This window comes from Comamonas sp. AG1104, assembly GCF_003350425.1.
GTDB lineage: Bacteria > Pseudomonadota > Gammaproteobacteria > Burkholderiales > Burkholderiaceae_C > Comamonas > Comamonas testosteroni.
In genome coordinates, this window is the sequence record NZ_QQAS01000006.1 from 293,403 (window position 1) to 311,508 (window position 18,106).

Here is an 18,106-nt window from a genome sequence, read left to right on the forward strand (position 1 = left end):
CAGTGCTGAGGTTGGTGCGGGAGCTGGTTCTTCTTGGGCTGCATTGCGCGATGAGATGGAGGTGGTCAGAGTGTTTGCTCTGGCCATCGGGAGCTTTGTTGCGTTGAATCGACCAGTTGAATCCTCCTGCGATTGAGGCCTCTCCTTGGGTTTAGGCGAGTGGTGGAAATTTTCCACGAATCTGCCTGTCACCTCCTGCATCGTGCAGACCTGCTAATTTCCAGGAGTAACTAACTCCTGCCCTCTGCGCGCGCGATCTATGAGCTTGGCAAGACTGCGTGAGTCTGATCGTGCAGCGATGCTGAAATCAATTGCTTCGCAAAATATTCGAGAATGCCAAGACCATTCCCCATAAGTTTCTCTACATGAGCCAATTGATTAGAGTTCCTGTTGAAACGATTACTGGACTCACTGCCGAGCGTGCCGTGGATCTGCTAACGGGGCTCTTAAAAGCCGAGTCAACCTACGCAAAACTCAATCCAGCGGTTGTCACGATTTCAAGCCGGTTGACCGTCGCTGACGGCGGTATTGATGCCGAAGTGGATGCGCCATCAGATGCACAAGTCCCTGCTGATTGCTTCTTTGCTGCTGGTTTAACAGGAATTCAGCTGAAGTCCGGAACAACCTTCAAGCCTTGGACAGAGAGCTCCGTCCGAGACGAACTGATTAACAGCGAAGGGAAACTGTTCCCGGAAGTGGCGCGCCTTACTGAGCGAAGGGGGCGCTATGTCATCGTCTGTACGGGCCATGATCTCACTCCGAAACAACGCAATGACGCCTGCGAGCGTATCGTGAGCGTGCTTGAATCTGTGGGCGTTTCGGATTACCGCGACTTAGTCGATGTGCTGGGTGCAGGCCAGCTCTCGACCTTTGCAGAGCGATACCCGGGCGTTGCGGCATTGTTGACCTATGACTCCATTCAGGAGGCTTGGGTACTCGACGAATGGGACCGCGATGCCCATATGGCGAATTCATTCTTGCCGGCGCATGCTCAATCTGATCTTATCGATCAGATTCGGGCAGGTATCGAAGGTGACGCCAAACACATTCGTGTATTGGGCGAGCCTGGCCTGGGCAAAACGCGCCTAGTATTGGAAGCTCTTAGAGTTTCGCACATTGCTCCCTCTGTTCTCTACCTATGTCACGGCTCCAAGTTCGGCCAGACGGCGCTGTTTAGGCAACTGCTGCGTATTGGCTGGACGACGCCACTGGTGCTCGTGCTCGATGACCTAGGCGAAGCTGAGATGGTCGAAATCTGGCGGCATCTAAAGACTCGCTGTGGCGCATTGAAGCTGGTCACTCTCGATCATGGGCGCGATGAAAGCCACGACGATGAAATTCTCCGTCTACAGGCTCCCCGCCTTCCGGACGACATCATCAGGAGCATCCTGATAGGCCGGGTTGGAGAGTCCCAAGGCATTGATCGCTGGGTCTCAATTTGTGAGGGATCGCCACGAGTCGCACACGCCGTTGCAGAAAATCTTCATGCGAATCCCTCTGACTTGCTGCGGTCGCCAGCGACGGTACCCCTTTGGTCCCGGTTTTTGCACGGATACGGCGTGCAAGAGGATGCCGCTTCACGGCAAGTCGATTGTGTGGCTCATCACCTTGCCTTGTTCAGTCGTTTCGGATTTGAAGATCCAGTAGCAGATGAGGCCACCTACATCGCTCAGTTGATCCAGAAGGTTGATCCAACGATCGGTTGGGCCCGCTTCCAAGAGATTGTCCAGAGCCTAAGGGCTCGACGCGTCCTGCAAGGCAGCAGGACTCTATTCTTCGTTCCCAAGGCGCTTCATATTTTCCTTTGGAAGCAGTTCTGGACACGATATGGGCGCGGGTTCGATTTTGTCGCCACTTTCGAATCCATGCCTGCATCGCTCCATGCTTGGTTTTTGAATAAGTTCAGATTCGCGGGGGGCAAGGACACAGCATTCGTTGTCGACGAGATACTGAGGCCTGATGGCGTCTTTTCCAGTCGGGACATGCTTACTTCTTCAGCTGGGTCGCGATTCCTCTCGACTCTCGCTGAGGCCAACTCCGCTGCTGTTCTGCGCTTGCTTGAGGACACGATCGGCAAATGGTCTGACTCTGAACTTATGGAGTTCAAGTCAGATCGACAGAACATCGTCTGGGCACTCGAGAAGATCGCTGTTTGGCCTCTGCTCACCGTGCGGGCCTTACGCTTGTTGGCTCGGCTTGCCATAAATGAGAATGCCGACTTTTCCAACAACTCTACCGGCACACTGGTAGGCCTGTTTCGTATTGGTCCAGAGGCTGCTGCGACTGAGGCCAGTCCTGAGCAGAGGCTGCCTGCCTTACTTGCGCTTCTTAGAGCGAGTTCCGATGCTGAGCGTTTGCTGGGGCTAAACGTACTGGACTCGGCCTTGGATAGGCGTGGCATTGGCTTCCGTACTGTGGGGCCGGAGTATCAGGGACTTCAAGAGCGAGCCAAGCTTTGGATTCCCGCAACTTACGGCGACTGGTGGCAGGCATACCTTTTGTACTTCCAAACCTTGATCGATGAGACTGCGACTTGGCCTGCTGCTCTGCGGCCGCAAGTCTGCTCGGCGCTGCTCAAAGCGGTCGAGCATCAGCTTCGCACTCCTCCGTGCACTCAGCTAGCACTCCAGATTCTGGAGAAGCTGGCTTCTGACAGCGCGATGGCTCCAAGCCAGCTGAACAAGTTTTTTTGGCATTGGAAAGAATATCGAGAGGACAAGCTGCCTCATGAGGTGGCGATTCGAATCAGACGCCTTGCCAGGCAATATGCACGCCGCGACCTGACCAGCCGATTCCAGCGGTACGTACTGGATGTAGATTGGCATGAATGGGAAGAGGAGTATCGTGATCGGCGCGCTAAGCCACCTTCACATGCAAGAGCGTTGGTAACAGCACTTGCGCGACGAATTGCAGCGAGCCCACATCGCCTCCTTGAGATTTCTCACCTTCTGGCTCCAGAGGTGCATACGCCGGCGCTTTGGAAATTCGGGGAGCAACTGGCCGCAAACGACAAGAAGCGAGTCCTGCTCCCTTTACTCACCAGTGTTGCGCAAAAATCAGGCAGTAGTACATGCCTGCACGGCTATTTGACTGGCGTGAAAGCTCAGTCTGCGGAGCAGTTTGAGTCGTGGCTTCTGGAGATGTTGAGCAGCCGCGATACGGCTAGCCTGGGCGCCGAGGTGACTCTCCGATCTGAATACAGCGAAAACGCTTTCAACCGCTGTCTCGACGCACTTGAGGCGAAATGGATAGAGCCTGCACTATTTGGCGCATTGCAGTATGGCAGTGCATTGGATTTTGTTCCTGCAGAGCAAGCAGAGCGCTTGTTTCGTTTGATTCGAGATCGCGAGACGCCGGAGGCGTGGGAACTGTTGATCGGCTTAATAGACGCCATTTCTTCTGATCGACCATTGCCCTACGGGGGTGACTTCGCCTTCACTGTCGCAGTTCAGGCGATTCATTCTCTAGGAGCTCCAAGGCGGATTTCCGGGTTCAATTGGAAGCGCGTTTGCTCAAGGCTGTTGAAGTCGAACGCAGCGTTTGCAGCTCCCTTGCTTGACTCGATCCTCACGGCCATGCGTGAGGAATACAGCTTGTCCTATCACCATAGTATTGAGGAGCTGAGCAAGGAGCTGGTTAGTATCGATCCCGAAGGTGCCTGGCAGGTCACCGCAAGACAGTTTGAGGCTGCCTTGCCAAAATGGCGAGGCGACTTGTGCAATTGGCTGAAGGGTGGCATCCACTTCTCTGAAAAAGAGGGGTATCTCCCACCCATTGCGGACTTGCCTGTGTCTAGTATTTTGAACTGGATCGAGTCTGATCCTAATGGGCGAGCAGCACTGATCGCACATGCGACATCTCCTACACTGGACAAAAAAGACGGTGGCGAGCTGACACGGCAATTGTTGACCCGGTATGGGCATATCGACGGCGTATGCTCCGGGATAAGCGCTTCATTCCATTCTGGTTCATGGTGTGGCCCTACGAGCCTGTATTTGAAGCAACAGCGAGATATGCTGCGACGATGGCTTGCCGCTGGACTTGATTTCCGGATCACTCAATGGATAGAGACTGAGATCGAACAACTCGATAGAGAGATTCAAAGGGAAGAAATCAAAGAAGAGCGTGATCGCTTCGAGTGACGCGAGCGCACAGCCTGAGCTTTCATGTCTGAGTGCGACTGGTCGGGTGGGTCTTGAACAACAGCTAAAGGCTGTACGAGATGGCCTTTAAGGCCTTGCTGGTTGAACTGGTCAACCAGCCAAAGTGTTGGTCGCTGCACTGGTTCTCCGACGCGGCGTCAATGCCTATCAGTTCCGGCACGATATAAAGCTCGGACATGGATAGTGAGATCTTCTGACCGGCTGCTTCTGGCCTCAACGCCGTAAGTTTCAATCTGCGGATTGATCAGTTCTCACCGGCACAGGTGGCAAGGTTGGACTGACTACGTCCTGCTGGAGTGCATTTAGGTATGAGCAAGCCCAAGGTGTAGCAGCCTTGGGCTTTTTATATGGGGTTGCCTGTTTGTAAGTGGTAGTGGTTGCCCACAGGCGCTGTCTCGGGGCGGCCGGTGCGTTGGTAGGCTGCTATGAAGGTATGACCATGCGGGTTGAGTGCCGAAGGAAAAGCTGCCGAGCGCCGGAAGGGGGGGGAGGGAAGGTTTATTCTGCGATGGAATTAATTGTGTGCTTTGCGGGATTCTGTGACTGATTGAAGTCGGCACCAGAAAAGCAAAGGCTTCAGCCGCTTTGTCTCAAGTGAAGAGTATTTTGATTAGCTTTTGCTCTTCAAATCAGTAGATCTTGACTGATTTGTTCCCAGTGTTCCCAAGAAAAACGGCTGTTCCCAAAGTGATATTGGGAACAATTTTCTTAAATAGTGACAATGACTTAGGTCTTTATTTTTGGCTTGTTCCCAGTGTTCCCAAGATTTTGGGTCATATCCCGAAAGACATGCGCGCGGCACGTTGTACAAATGATTCCTTCATGGAATTGATAGGCGCTGTTTTCCGTCTTGCGATTGACCGAGGTCATTGGCAAGGAGGGCGGGTCCTTCCCCGGTCCCTTTGGAGCGGGTAATTCGAGCCGCGTTGTCGGGCTGTTGCGTGGCTTCCCTAAGGGGGTTAAGTGAAGCTCGGGTGCTTTGGATGGGGTTGGCTCAAAGAGGGGTACCAAAACCAGGGAGGGGGTACAAAGTGGGGTACAGCAGAAAAATTGATTCTCAAGAATCTTTATTCCATGCGGGTTTCAAGAGATGATTCAATTGACGCCAGCCCACCATTCAAGACACCGCCACACACTGGAAAGCCTAGTGTGTGGCGGTTTTTCTTTGCACTTTGGTGTGCTGTGGTGTCCATCAAATCGCACCGATTTCGCACCGATCATTTTTTTCTTTCACAATGCGAAAATCAGGCTTGGGCTTCTAGTAGTCGTCCCTGATGAATTTGCCGTAGGTGCGGAAGACCATCTCCACATCCTCATGCCCCAACTGGCTGGCCACGTACGATGGATTGGCTCCGGCCGTCAGCAAGGCCGAGGCATAGGTGTGACGGACTTGGTATAGGTTGCGATACTCCACCTCGGCACGTTTGCAGACTGGTTGCAGAGTGTCTTGCGGATCTGGGCGTCGGTGCTCCATGGCTCGCTTGTCCGAGGGTTGAGCCAGATGCGCTCTCCCTTGAGCTCGGAAATAGGACGCTGGGCGCGCAGCGCAGGGAGTGCCTCGGCGGACAGCTCCACATCACGGATACCGGCGGCCGTCTTGGGCCCCTTGATCACGCCAGCGACCTGATTGAGCTCTATTCGGACAATGGCTCGCTTCCAATCTATGTGGCTCCATTGCAACGCCTGCAGCTCGCCTGGGCGCAGGCCCGTCTCAAACCAGAACTGGAGCATGGGCTGTTCATCGGGGCGGCAGGCTTTGAGGATGGCCTCGCGCTCAGCCGCGCTGAACGGCGTCACCACATAGTCGCTGGCCTTTGCCGTTTGCCGAACGAGCTTGGATAGGGCGATGCGCTAGAAAGGATTGAAGTCGATCAATTCGTCATTCACGGCGTCCTCAAACAAGCTGCGCAGCGGGGTGAGCATGTTCCGGATGGCCTTGCTGGTGCAGTCCATTTCCGAAACCCAGTCACGCAGCAGGCTGGGCAGTACCTTACCAATCTGCAGCCGATGCCAACGGCGCATGCGCTCGCCTGTAATGGCCTTAGCGTAGCCGTTGTAGGTGGACGGGGACATTTGCCCGTTCTTGACCTGGCGGTCAAAGGTGTCCAGCTGCTTTTGCAGCAGCGTTTCCATGAGCGGGTTCCTTTGTGACGGCGATGCGGCTCTTGGGCTGTTCGGGAAGTAGTCGGCATAGGAGAAGCCGCCTTCGCTTGCGGCGGATTTCGTCACGCAAAGAGGCAGCGCGCTGAATGCTGCTCTTGTTGATGGCACAGGCAGGGAGCAACTCGCGGCACTTCTGACCCTCCCAGGTGAAGGCAATTTGCAGCCTGTCGCCTGAGACGAGATGGCGAATCTTTACGCCGGGCAGTGTTGCTTGGGCAAGGCCGTGTGCAAGGTACTGTTGCAGCACGGCTGCCTCAAGCCCGCCAAGGGCCGTGAATACGACGCCAAGCACCGGCTGCCCGGCATGGGTCATGCCTGGTGCTACCAGTTCACGCCCGCCATCGTGGAGCTGGAGATCTAGGCTTGTGCGGTGGCCGGTGTTTTCGGCGGTCTCTCTTTTTTTGCCAACACTGTGCGGTGAGATGGCCGGAGTGCTTCATCTGGCCATGGGCAGCAAAACGGGGAGTAAAACTGCTGTCAGTTGACCCTTTGCAGCGCTGCCTCCAGAGCAGCGTTGTCAATTTTCACCTCGGAAGAAGGTGCGAGCTTGCTCAGATATTCATTTACAAGCTCCTGCTGACGTTGCTCGCGCAAGGCTGCCTGCAAGGTGGGCTTGACTTCCTCCAAGGTCGCCGGACGTGCAGGTTGGCTGGCGAGGAGCTTGAGCACATGGAAACCGGAAGCAGAGCGCACGGGCTCGCTGATCTGGTTGGGCTGCATGCTGGAAACGATCTCACGAGTCTCCGGCAGAAGCTGGGCCAAGGGCAAATTGCCAACCTCTCCGCCTTTGCTGGCACTTCGAGCATCCTGGGAGTGCTCCTTGGCAAGTGCTGCAAAGTCACCTGCGCGTGATTGCTTGGTCAACTCTGCTGCTTTGCTGCGCACCGTTGCGATCGTCGCTCCATCCGCATCGAGCGCAACGGGCAAGAAAATCTGTGCGACCCGATAGGTTGGAGCAACATTGAGTTGTGATCGGTTGCGTTCATAGGCGGCACGCAGTTCCGCATCGCTGGGAAAGCCTGCGGGCAGCTTGACCAATGACTCCAGGTAGCTGCCGGTGACGATGCGAGCCGTGGTCTCTTTGACGGCTGCATCAATGCGTGACTTGACCTCTGGACGCTCGGCCCACTTCTTTCGCTGTGCATCGCGCAGCAGTGCTTCGCCGGCAAGGCGTTGGCGTAACCAGTTTTCCAAGCCTTCACGGTTGCTCTTGACTTTGGCACGCTCGCCCTCGGGCATGGCCCGTAATAGTTGCTGTACCTCGGCAGCGGAGATGTTGATAGAACCCAGGTTCGCAACGGGTGACTCCGAGTCCTTGGCAGGCGATGGCGCGGCCTGGGCTAGCGTGCTGCAACTCATGAACACTGTCAAAGCCAAGCTTATTGCGCTATGCATACGGTGGCGCGTTGTAGATGTCACAAACTACCTCTTTCTAGGTATACGTTGAATAGGTCATGTATGACACATCGGCACATACATGAAAAAGTATGAGCGTTTATGTCAAGGCAGCAAAGCCTTTGGCTTTAAAAAGAAAGTATCGGCGACGCTGTATCCGAAAAAATTACAGCAACCCACACAAGTGCAATGAATTGGATTTGTGTGGATTCAATAATACACAGATCTTCTCACTTTGATTCCTAGCGCGATTCGCTTAAGTCAACGAAAAAAAGCGGCTTCATTTGGCATCGGCGCAGTCTTTGGTAGGAGAGATCAGAGCAGTCCAGCATGACCCCCCCCCTGCCTTGTTGCTAGCGAAAAAATGAAAGCAATTTCGCGTTGCCAGAAGGTTTTAAGGTTCACCGATTAACACATCGATTCTGCAGTAATTGATGCCAATCAACTGAGGGTCTTAGCTAAAGAGCGCCTCTTTTAAGTTCTGTTTTTCGTTAATATATTATTGCTATGCATAAATCGGCATCTAGTGAATATTCCAATAATCGATTTCAGTGATTGTTTGTTTTTGTTACATCAATTAAATTGTTTGTCGGACAGCGGTAAGGACGGGGCACCTTAGGACAGCAGCATTGCCCTGAATCACATTAAAGGGTGAACATGAATAAATGCTACCGATCCATCTGGAATCAGTCTTTGGGTGCTTGGGTCGCAGCGCCTGAAACAGCTCACTCGGGCACGGCCTCGGTCAAGAGTTCGAGGGCGGTCTCTTTGGTAACAGGTTCATCATGCTTCGGTGGGCGTGCGAGCCCGATTCGGAGAGTGGCGCTTGCTGCTGCTATGTTGTGCGGGGCAGCTCTTAGCCCCGCTGCGTGGGCAACTTGCTCTGTTGCTGGAAGCACGGTCACCTGCACTGGTGTGCCGAGCCTGCCGCTGTTTCTCAACAACTACGCCAGCGCCGCCAACGGCCTGACGGTCAACGTCAACGCCGGCGCGCAGATGAACGCCACCCTGGGCGGTCGGGTGCTGGACCTAACCGGGGTCAACATCACCCTGAACAACTCCGGCACCCTGGACCCTGCGCTGCTGGGGCTGGTGTCGGTGCTCAGCGGCGGCGCGTTCATCGGCACCGGCGCGGCGAGCACGGTCAACGTCCTAAACAACGCCAGCGGCATCATCCGCGGCACCGGCATGGTGCTCGGGCTCAACCTGACCAGCATCGACGGCCTGGGCATCGGCGTGAACAACGCCGCGGCCGGCACCACCAGCATCACCAACAACGGCACCATCACCTCCACAGGCCTGTCGGTGGGCGGCATCAGCCTGGCCGACACCCCGGTGGTTGGCGTGTACGGTGGCTCGACGGTGAACATGACCAACAACGGCAGCGTGCAGGGCCGGGTGGCGTTCGAGACGTCCGCCGCCGGCAACACGTTCACCAACACCGGCAGCATCACCGGCAGCGTGTCGATGGGGGTGAACAGCACCAACACCTTCACCGCCGTGACCGGCTCCAGCGTCAACGTCGGCGATGGCGTGCAGGTCACCGTCGGCCTTGGCGGGCTGATCGGGGTCAACCTGACGTTCGCCCCGACCGGGCAGATCGACGGCGGCGCCGGCGGCACCAACGCCCTGGTGCTGCAGAACACCCTCGGCGCGGGCGGCGGCGCCAGCGGCAGCGGCACGGTGTCCAGTGCCACGTACGTCAACTTCAACAACCTCACCGTCAACAGCGGCACCTGGACCTTGCAGGGGCCGGTGGTCAGCGGCAGCTCGACCCTCAACGGCGGGGTGGTGCAGTTCAACAACAACGCGGCGTTCGGCAGCGGCGTGCTGACCTCAAACGGCGGGATCCTCCAGGCCAGCAGCGCCGGCCTGAGCCTGGGCAACCTGATCACCCTGGGCGCCGGCGGCCTGACGGTGCAGGGCGCCAACGACCTGAGCCTGACCGGCGTGCTGTCCGGCGCCGGCGGCCTGACCAAGGCCGGCGCCGGCCAACTGAGTCTGGGGGCGGCGAACACCTTCACCGGCAACACCACGATCAACGCCGGCAGCGTGCAGGTGGGCAACGATCAGGCGTTCAGCAGCGGCACCGTCACCATTGGCGGCGCGGCGACCCTGACCGCGCCCGGCACCGTCAACCTGTCCAACGCCATCACCCTCAACGGCGCCCTGACCGCCAGCGGCGCCGGGGCGCTGACCCTGAGCGGCGCGCTCGCCGGCGCCAGCGGCCTGACCAAGACTGGCAGCGGCAGCCTTACCCTCAGCGGCGTCAACACCGGCTACAGCGGCACCACCACCCTGAGCGCCGGCACGTTGCGGGTCGGCAACAACAACGCCTTGGGCAGCGGCGCCCTGAACGCGGCCGCCGGCACCAGCCTGGACAGCACCGCCAACGTCACCCTGAACAACAACGTCGGCCTGACCGGCAGCCTCACCGTGCTGGGCAGCAACAACCTGACCCTGGGCGGCGTGCTCTCCGGCACGGGCGGCCTCACCAAGAGCGGCGCGGCCAGCCTGACCCTGACCGGCAACAACACCCAGAGCGGCGCGACCGCCCTCAACGCCGGCACATTGTTCGTGGGCAGCAACACCGCCCTGGGCACCGGCGCACTGAACACGGCGGCCGGCACCACGCTGGACGCAACCACCGCAGTGAGCCTGGCCAACGCCGTCAACCTGGCGGCGAACCTGGTCATCGGCGGCACCCAGGGCCTGGCCCTCAACGGCGTGGTCAACGGTGCCGGCGGGCTGGTCAAGAACGGCACCGCCGCCCTGACCCTGGGCGGCAGCAACGGGTTTGCCGGCGGTACCTTGCTCAACGCCGGCACGCTGATCGTCGGCGCCAACACGGCGCTGGGCAGCGGCGGCCTGAGCACGGCGGCGGGCACCACGCTCGACGCCAACACGACGGTGTCGTTGGGCAACGCGGTCACCCTGGGCGGCAACCTGAACATCGGCGGCAGCGCCAACCTGACCCTCGGCGGGGTGGTCGGCGGCAGCGGCGGGCTGACCAAGAACGGCGCCGCCAACCTGATTCTCAACGGCGCCAACACCTTCCTGGCCGGCACCACCCTGAGCGCCGGCACCCTGACCGTCGGCAACGCCGGGGCGCTGGGCAGCGGCGATCTGACGGTCACCGGCGCCGCGACCCTGGACAGCAGCGCCAGCGTGGCCCTGGCCAACAACGTGGTGCTCAACGCCGACCTGAGCATCGGCGGCAGCAACGGGCTGACTCTGGGCGGCGTGGTCAGCGGCGCCAGCCGGCTGATCAAGAACGGCACGGCCAACCTGACCCTCAACGGCAGCAACACCTACAGCGGCGGCACCACCCTCAACGCCGGCAGCCTGACTGTCGGCAACGGGGCGGCACTGGGCAGCGGCGCCCTGACCGTTGGCGGGGCGAGCACCCTCAACAGCAACGGCGCGGTCACCTTGGGCAACGCCATCACCCTCAACGCCAACCTCTCGGCCGGCGGCAGCAACGCGCTCACCCTGGGCGGCGTCATCGACGGTGCCGGCGGGCTGATCAAGACCGGCACCTCCAGCCTGACCCTGACCGGCAACAACACCTACACCGGCTCCACCTCGCTCAACGCCGGCACGCTGATCGTCGGCTCCGCCACCGCGCTGGGCGCCGGCAACCTGAACGCGGCGGCCGGCACCACGCTGGACGCCAGCACGGCCACCAGCCTCACCAACAACGTCAACCTGGGCGGCAACCTGACCGTCGCCGGCAGCAATGCGCTGACCCTCACCGGTACGGTGTCCGGCGTCGGCGGGCTGATCAAGAACGGCGCCGCCGACCTGACCCTCAACGGCGCCAATACTTACTTCGGCAACACCACGTTGAACGCCGGCAAGTTGATCGTCGGCAGCAACACGGCGCTGGGCAGCGGCTCACTGAATGCGGCGGCCAACACCACGCTGGATACCAATACCGCGGGCACCCTCGGCAATGCCGTCAACCTCGCCGGTGCGTTGAACGTTGGCGGCACGGCTGACCTGGCCCTGACCGGGCTGGTCGCCGGTGCCGGCAGTCTGGTCAAGAACGGTGCCGCCAATCTGACCCTCAACGGCAGCAATACCTATGCCGGTGGCACCACGCTGAACGCTGGCACACTCACCGTCGGCAGCAGCTCGGCGCTGGGGTCCGGGGCATTGACGGTGGGTGGCGCGGCGACACTGGACAGCAGTTCGCCACTGATCAACCTGAACAACAACGTCGCCCTCAACGCCGCCTTGACCGTCGGCGGTACGCAGAATCTCGGCCTCGGCGGCGTGATCAGCGGTACCGGGGCGCTGGTGAAGAACGGCGCGGCGGATCTGACGCTCAATGGCATCAACACCTTCCAGGGCGGCACCACGCTCAATGCCGGTACGCTAATCTTGGGTAACTCCAGTTCACTGGGTTCCGGTGATCTGACCGTGGGGGGCGCGGCGACGCTGGATAACAGCTCGGCGATGAACGTGGCGAACAACCTCCACCTCAACGCCGGGCTGACCTTCGCCGGCAATAACGATCTGGTCGTCGCCGGGGTGATTGACGGCGCCGGCAGCCTGATCAAGAACGGCCTGTCGGATCTGACCCTGGCCGGAAACAACACCTTCACCGGGGCGCTGAACATCGTCTCCGGCAGCGTCACCACGCTCACCGGCAACGCGCTGGGCAACACCTCGGGTGTCAACATCAGCGCCGGTGCCGGGCTCAACCTCGGCAGCAACGCCAGCCTGGCCGCGCTGACCGGCAGCGGCAGTGTGCAGACCGGCGTCGGCACCACGCTGACGGTGGGTGGGGTCAGCAGCACCAGCACCTTCGACGGCGATATCAGTGGCAGCGGCGGTCTTACCAAAGTCGGCACCGGCACCCTGAACCTCACCGGCATCAACGGCCTCACCGGTAATACGGCGGTCAACGGCGGCACCCTGAACCTCAGTGGGTCGCTGGCCAGCAGTCAGGTCAACGTCAACAACGGTGGCAGCCTGACTGGTAACGGTTCGCTGCTCGGCACCGTGAACGTCAACAACGGCGGTGTGCTGGCGCTGGCGTCGGGCAGCCAACTGAGTGCCAGCTCGCTGGTGCTCAATGCCGGCAGCAACGTCAATGTACAGCTCGGCGCGCCATCCACCACTTCGCTGATGGACATCGGCGGCAACCTGACCCTCGACGGCAATCTCAATGTCACTGACGCCGGTGGATTCGGGGTCGGCGTGTATCGCCTGTTCAACTACACCGGCAGCCTGACCAACCTGGGGCTGGATGTCGCCAGCGTACCGGTGGGCTATGGCCTCGGTGACCTGCTGGTGCAAACCGGCGTGGCCAATCAGATCAACATTCAGGTGTCGGCGCCGAACGTTAACCTGCGTTACTGGGATGGCAGTCAGACCATTCCGAACGGCTCGGTGGATGGCGGCACGGGCAACTGGACGGCGGCGGGCAGCAACTGGACCAACGCCAACGGCACTTTGAACCAGACCTGGGCGGATGATTTCGCCGTGTTCCAGGGCACGGCGGGCACGGTGACGGTGGTGGGCACGCAACTGTTCACCGGCCTGCAATTCATGACCGATGGTTACAACCTGGTCAACGGTGCGGCGGGGCAACTGACGGCGGTCAACGGCACGGGCGGCACCACGGCCATACGGGTCGATCCCGGCGTGACCGCGACCATCGGCGCCAACATCAACGGCAGCGGCATTCTCAACAAACTCGACACCGGCACCCTGGTGCTCAACGGCGCCAACACTTACACCGGTGGCACCCAACTGGATGGCGGCCGGTTGGTGGTCGGCAGCAACACGGCGCTGGGCAGTGGCGCGCTGACGGCTAACGCCGGAACACAACTGGACAGCAACACCGCCGTCACCCTGAACAACGCGGTCACGCTCAACGGCAACCTTACCGTGGTCGGCAGCAACGCACTGACCCTGAACGGTGTGATCGGCGGCACAGGTGGCTTGATCAAGAACGGCGCGGCAAACCTGACGCTGGGCGGCAACAACGCCTTCCTCGGCCCGGTGGCGCTGAATGCCGGTGGGCTGATACTCGCCTCCAACACGGCGCTGGGTTCAGCGACGCTGAACGCCGCCAATGGCACCACCCTGGATGCCAGTACTGCCGTGACGGCCGGCAACGGCATCAACCTCGCCGGCAACCTCGCGATTGTCGGCAGCAATGCGCTGACCCTCGCCGGCAACATCAACGGCGCCGGCAGCCTGACCAAGAATGGCGCGAGCAACCTGACCCTCAACGGCGGCAACGGTTTCCTCGGTGGCGTCACCCTCAATGCCGGTACGCTGACGGTCGGCAGCAACACGGCCCTGGGTCTGGGTAACCTCACCGTCGCCGGAGCCTCGACGCTGGACAGCAACGGCGCACAGAGCCTGGGTAACAACGTGGTGCTCAACGCCAACCTGACCAACGCCGGCAGCAACAACCTGACCCTCGGCGGTGTCGTCAGCGGCACCGGGGCGCTGGTGAAAAACGGCGCGGCCAATCTGACCCTCAACGGCATCAACGCCTATTCGGGCGGCACCACGCTGAACGCCGGCACCGTGACCCTCGGCACCTCGGCGGTCCTGGGCTCCGGCGCCGTGACCGTCGCGGGCGCATCGACCCTCGACAACAGTTCGCCGCTGGTGCTGGGCAACGACGTCAACGTCAACGCCAATCTGAGCCTGGCGGGCAGCAACGACCTGACGCTGGGCGGAGTGGTCGCCGGAGCGGGCACGCTGACCAAGAACGGCCTGGCGGATCTGACCCTCACCGGCAACAACACCTTCAGCGGCACCTTCGATGTGCAGGGCGGCAGCCTGACGACCTTGAGCAGCGGCGCACTGGGTAACAACGCCGGCGTCAATCTGGGCACCGGCACCACGCTCAACCTGGGGGCGTCGGCGGGTGTCGGCAGCCTCACCGGCAACGGCACGGCCATCGTCGGCAGCGGCAACACCCTGAGCATCGGCGGCAGCAACCTCAGCAGCACCTTCGCCGGTGTCCTCAGCGGCAACGGCGGGTTGACCAAGCTCGGCAGCGGCACCCTGACTCTGACCGGCCTCAACACCCTCATCGGCGACACCAACGTCAATGCTGGCACGCTGCGGGTCAACGGATCGCTCGACAGCGGCAACGTGCTGGTCAGCAACGGCGGTACGCTCGGCGGCAGCGGCAGCCTGAGCGGCGCGGTCAATGTCGGCAGTGGCGGTCACCTGGCGCTGGCCACCGGCAATGCGTTGTCGGTCGGTTCACTGGTGCTCGACGCTGGCTCCAATCTCGACGTCGGCCTCGGGGCACCGGTGTCCGGCGGCGGCAGTGCGCTGCTGAACGTCGGCGGCAACCTGACCCTCGACGGCACGCTCAATGTCGGTGACATCGGCGGCTTCGGCACGGGTGTGTACCGGATCATCGACTACACCGGCGGCCTCACCGACAACGGCCTGCTGATCGGCACCGTGCCTGGCGGGGTGTCGGCAGGTGACCTGCAACTGCAAACCAACATCGGCAACCAGATCAACCTGCTGGTCACCACACCGGGCGTCACTGTGCAGTTCTGGGACGGCAGCCAATTGGCGCCCAACGGCTTGATCGACGGCGGCAGCGGCACCTGGGGCGGCAGCAACACCAACTGGACCAACGTCGACGGCACGTTGAACCAGACCTGGGCCAACAGCTTCGCGGTGTTCCAGGGCACGGCGGGCACGGTGACCGTCAACGGCACGCAGAACATCACCGGTCTGCAATTCGTCACTGATGGCTACAGCCTGCAGAACGGCACGGCGGGGGCGCTGAATCTGGTCAATGGTTCGTTGGGCAATGCGACGGTGCGGGTCGATCCGGGCGCGACGGCGACGATTGGGGTGGCCCTCAACGGCAGCGGCACGCTGGGCAAGTATGACGCCGGTACGCTCGTGCTCAACGCCGCCAACGGTTACACCGGTGGCACCGCCCTCAATGGCGGCAAACTGGTGGTCGGCAATAACGCGGCCCTCGGCATCGGCGTCCTGACAGCCGCCAATGGAACGGCGCTGGACAGTAACACCTCGGTCAGCTTGGGCAACGATGTGGTGCTCAACGGTGGCTTGACTGTGATGGGCTCCAACGCCTTGACCCTTAATGGCACGGTCAGTGGCAGTGGAAGCTTGACCAAGGCTGGCTCTTCAAATCTGACTCTGAACGGTAATAACGCCTATACCGGGGGAACAATTCTTGCAGGCGGAAGCACCATTGTTGGCAACAACGCAGCTCTTGGCTCTGGTGCCTTGACGGTGAACGGCACTGCAACGTTGGATTCAAACCAAGCGGTCACATTGGCAAACCAGATGGTGCTGAATGCAGGCCTCACAGTTGCAGGCTCCAATGCTTTGACGCTTGACGGAAGTATCTCTGGCTCCGGGAGCTTGACCAAGGATGGCGTTAGCACGCTGACTCTGAATGGAGTAAATACTTATGCTGGCCAAACCACTGTCAATGGTGGGACGCTTGCCCTAGGCGCTGGAGCTAGCTTGGCGCTTAACGGCATTGTGAACTTGGCAAGTGGCACAACGTTCGATCTGTCGGCTGGTAACGGTTCCCAAACCTTCGGCACCTTGGTTGGTAACGGCACCGTCAAACTGGGCGTGAACACGCTGGCTGCAGGCGGGGCGACAGATGGAACCTTTGGTGGCTCCATGACCGGCACTGGTGGCTTTATCAAACAGGGCACTGGCACTGAAACGCTCACAGGCACCAACTCCTATACCGGCGGTACGCTGGTGGCAGCAGGTACCTTGCAGGCAGGCGCTGCCAGCACCTTCAGCAGCACCTCTGCCCACACTGTAGCCAGCGGCGCTGTGCTGGATCTGGCGGGCTACAACCAGACCCTGGCCAGCCTGAACAACAGCGGCACCGTCAAGCTCAGCAGCAACAGTGGTGCAACCCCTGGCACGGTGCTCAAGGTTACCGGCGCCTATGTGGGCAACAACGGCAACCTGGGCCTGTCCACCGTGCTGGGTGCGGACGGCAGCGCCACCGACAAGCTGCTGCTGTCCGGTGCCTCGGCCGTGGCCAGCGGTAGCACCACGGTGCACATCACCAATGCCGGCGGTCTGGGTGCCCAGACTACGGGCAACGGTATCGGGGTCATCGGTACGGAGAACGGAGCCAGCCTGCAGCCGGGCAGCTTCACCCTGGCTGGCGGTCATGTGGATGCCGGTGCCTATGAGTACCGCATGACACAAACCGCCCAGGGGGCAGCCCTGCATTCGACCGCGACCGCAACATCGACCACGGCCTACCGTGCTGAAGTGCCGCTGTTGTCGGCCCTGCCGGCACAGCTGCGCCAGGCCGACATGGCCATGTTGGGCGATCTGCGCAAGCGCATGGGTGATGAAGGCACGCAAGCCACGACCAGCTCCGACACAGGCGCCAGCCGCCGAGTCTGGGGCCGTATTCTGCGCACCGATCCCAAGATCAGCCAGCAAGGCACCGTCAGCCCCGAGAGCAGCGGTCACCTGACCGGCTTCCAGGCAGGTCTGGATCTGTATGCCGACCAGAGCATCAAGGCCGGCATCTATGTGGGCCAGCTTGAAGGCGACATGAGCGTCAAGGGCTTTGCCAGCGGCGTGGATCGCAAATACGTCGGCTTCAACAACCTGCGCACCCGCTACCTGGGTGTGTACGGCACCTGGCAAGATCAGTCTGGCCTGTATGCCGATGCCGTGCTGCAAGGCGCTGACTACCGCAGCGACCTGCGCACTGTCGGCGACACAGCACAGGCCCGCACCAAGGGCAGCGGCTGGCTGGCTTCTCTGGAAATGGGCAAGGCCTTCGAGCTGAGCAGCCACTGGAAGATCGAGCCCCAGGCGCAGATCATCTACCGCAAACTGAGCATCGACGACACAGCGCTGAGCCTGGCCACGGTCAAGAACAAGGCTGACGATGACTGGACCGTGCGTCTGGGCGCCCGCATCAAGGGCAACTTTGCGACCGGCGCCGGTGTGCTGCAGCCCTATGGCCGCATCAACGTCTACAAGGCGAGCAACACCACCGACATCGCCAGCTTTGCGGCGCCAGGCGGCACCACCGACATCAAGGCCAAGGGCGGCTACACCGCGACCGAGATGGCTGCCGGTGCGAGCCTGCAGATCAACCCGCGCACCAGCGTTTATGGTGAGTTGGGCAAGCTGTGGGCCAATGGCGGCGACAGCCGGGTCAAGAGCGGGGTGCAGGCCTCCATTGGCGTGAAGGTGCAGTGGTAGAACTGGCTACCAGCTTGGTGCCCTGACAAGGCAAGCAGGAGCGAAGAAAAGGCTCGCAGTCATCATGCTGCGGGCCTTTTGCTTGTATGACAGGTATAAAGAATAGAGCCCCTCAGGACCTCAGCTTGTTAAAAACGCTGCAAAACGGGCAT

8 protein-coding genes and 1 pseudogene are annotated in these 18,106 nt (G+C 60.5%); 4 read left to right on the plus strand and 5 right to left on the minus strand.

The features are described 5' to 3' along the window. Window positions 1-365 precede the first annotated feature (365 nt). Window positions 366-4,142, plus strand: a complete 3,777-nt coding sequence (locus tag DFO48_RS18870) for a hypothetical protein (protein WP_147282759.1) — start codon at window positions 366-368, stop codon at window positions 4,140-4,142. A gap of 1,279 nt (window positions 4,143-5,421) precedes the next feature. On the opposite strand, the gene DFO48_RS25805 is transcribed toward DFO48_RS18870, so the two are convergent. The 4 genes from DFO48_RS25805 to DFO48_RS25700 are packed head-to-tail and all read right to left on the minus strand — an operon-like array spanning window position 5,422 to window position 6,573. Next, the gene (locus DFO48_RS25805; RefSeq protein ID WP_255413105.1) at window positions 5,422-5,577 is read right to left on the minus strand and encodes a tyrosine-type recombinase/integrase; all 156 of its coding nucleotides are present in this window, start codon (window positions 5,575-5,577) and stop codon (window positions 5,422-5,424) included. Further along, window positions 5,523-5,963: a tyrosine-type recombinase/integrase gene (locus DFO48_RS25690; protein WP_236597867.1), complete on the minus strand. Its 441-nt coding sequence runs from the start codon at window positions 5,961-5,963 to the stop codon at window positions 5,523-5,525. Before DFO48_RS25690 ends, DFO48_RS25805 begins: the two co-directional genes overlap by 55 nt. 51 nt (window positions 5,964-6,014) lie before the next feature. Beyond that, entirely contained in the window at window positions 6,015-6,296 is a 282-nt protein-coding gene (locus tag DFO48_RS25695) for a hypothetical protein (RefSeq protein ID WP_233506455.1), read from the minus strand. Next, window positions 6,259-6,573 carry an Arm DNA-binding domain-containing protein gene (locus DFO48_RS25700; RefSeq protein WP_233506456.1) on the minus strand — a complete coding sequence of 105 codons (315 nt, stop codon included), beginning with the start codon at window positions 6,571-6,573 and terminating at the stop codon, window positions 6,259-6,261. Before DFO48_RS25700 ends, DFO48_RS25695 begins: the two co-directional genes overlap by 38 nt. On the opposite strand from DFO48_RS25700, the gene DFO48_RS25495 reads away from it, so the two are divergent. Continuing rightward, the gene (locus tag DFO48_RS25495) at window positions 6,508-6,687 is read left to right on the plus strand and encodes a hypothetical protein (protein WP_162097106.1); all 180 of its coding nucleotides are present in this window, start codon (window positions 6,508-6,510) and stop codon (window positions 6,685-6,687) included. The two genes, DFO48_RS25700 and DFO48_RS25495, sit on opposite strands and share 66 nt — an antisense overlap. A 116-nt stretch (window positions 6,688-6,803) precedes the next feature. Here the strand turns inward: DFO48_RS25495 and DFO48_RS18880 are convergent, their stop codons facing one another. After that, window positions 6,804-7,685 (minus strand): peptidylprolyl isomerase, encoded by an 882-nt coding sequence (locus DFO48_RS18880; protein WP_080569871.1) that lies wholly within the window; start codon window positions 7,683-7,685, stop codon window positions 6,804-6,806. A 693-nt stretch (window positions 7,686-8,378) separates the two neighbouring features. Between DFO48_RS18880 and DFO48_RS25895 the strand changes: the two are divergent. Then, window positions 8,379-8,501, plus strand: a pseudogene (locus tag DFO48_RS25895) (ESPR domain-containing protein); the annotation flags it as partial. A 135-nt stretch (window positions 8,502-8,636) separates the two neighbouring features. Then, on the plus strand, window positions 8,637-17,954 hold the full coding sequence (locus DFO48_RS18885; protein ID WP_233506457.1) for an autotransporter-associated beta strand repeat-containing protein: 9,318 nt from the start codon (window positions 8,637-8,639) through the stop codon (window positions 17,952-17,954). The last annotated feature ends 152 nt before the right edge of the window (window positions 17,955-18,106 follow it).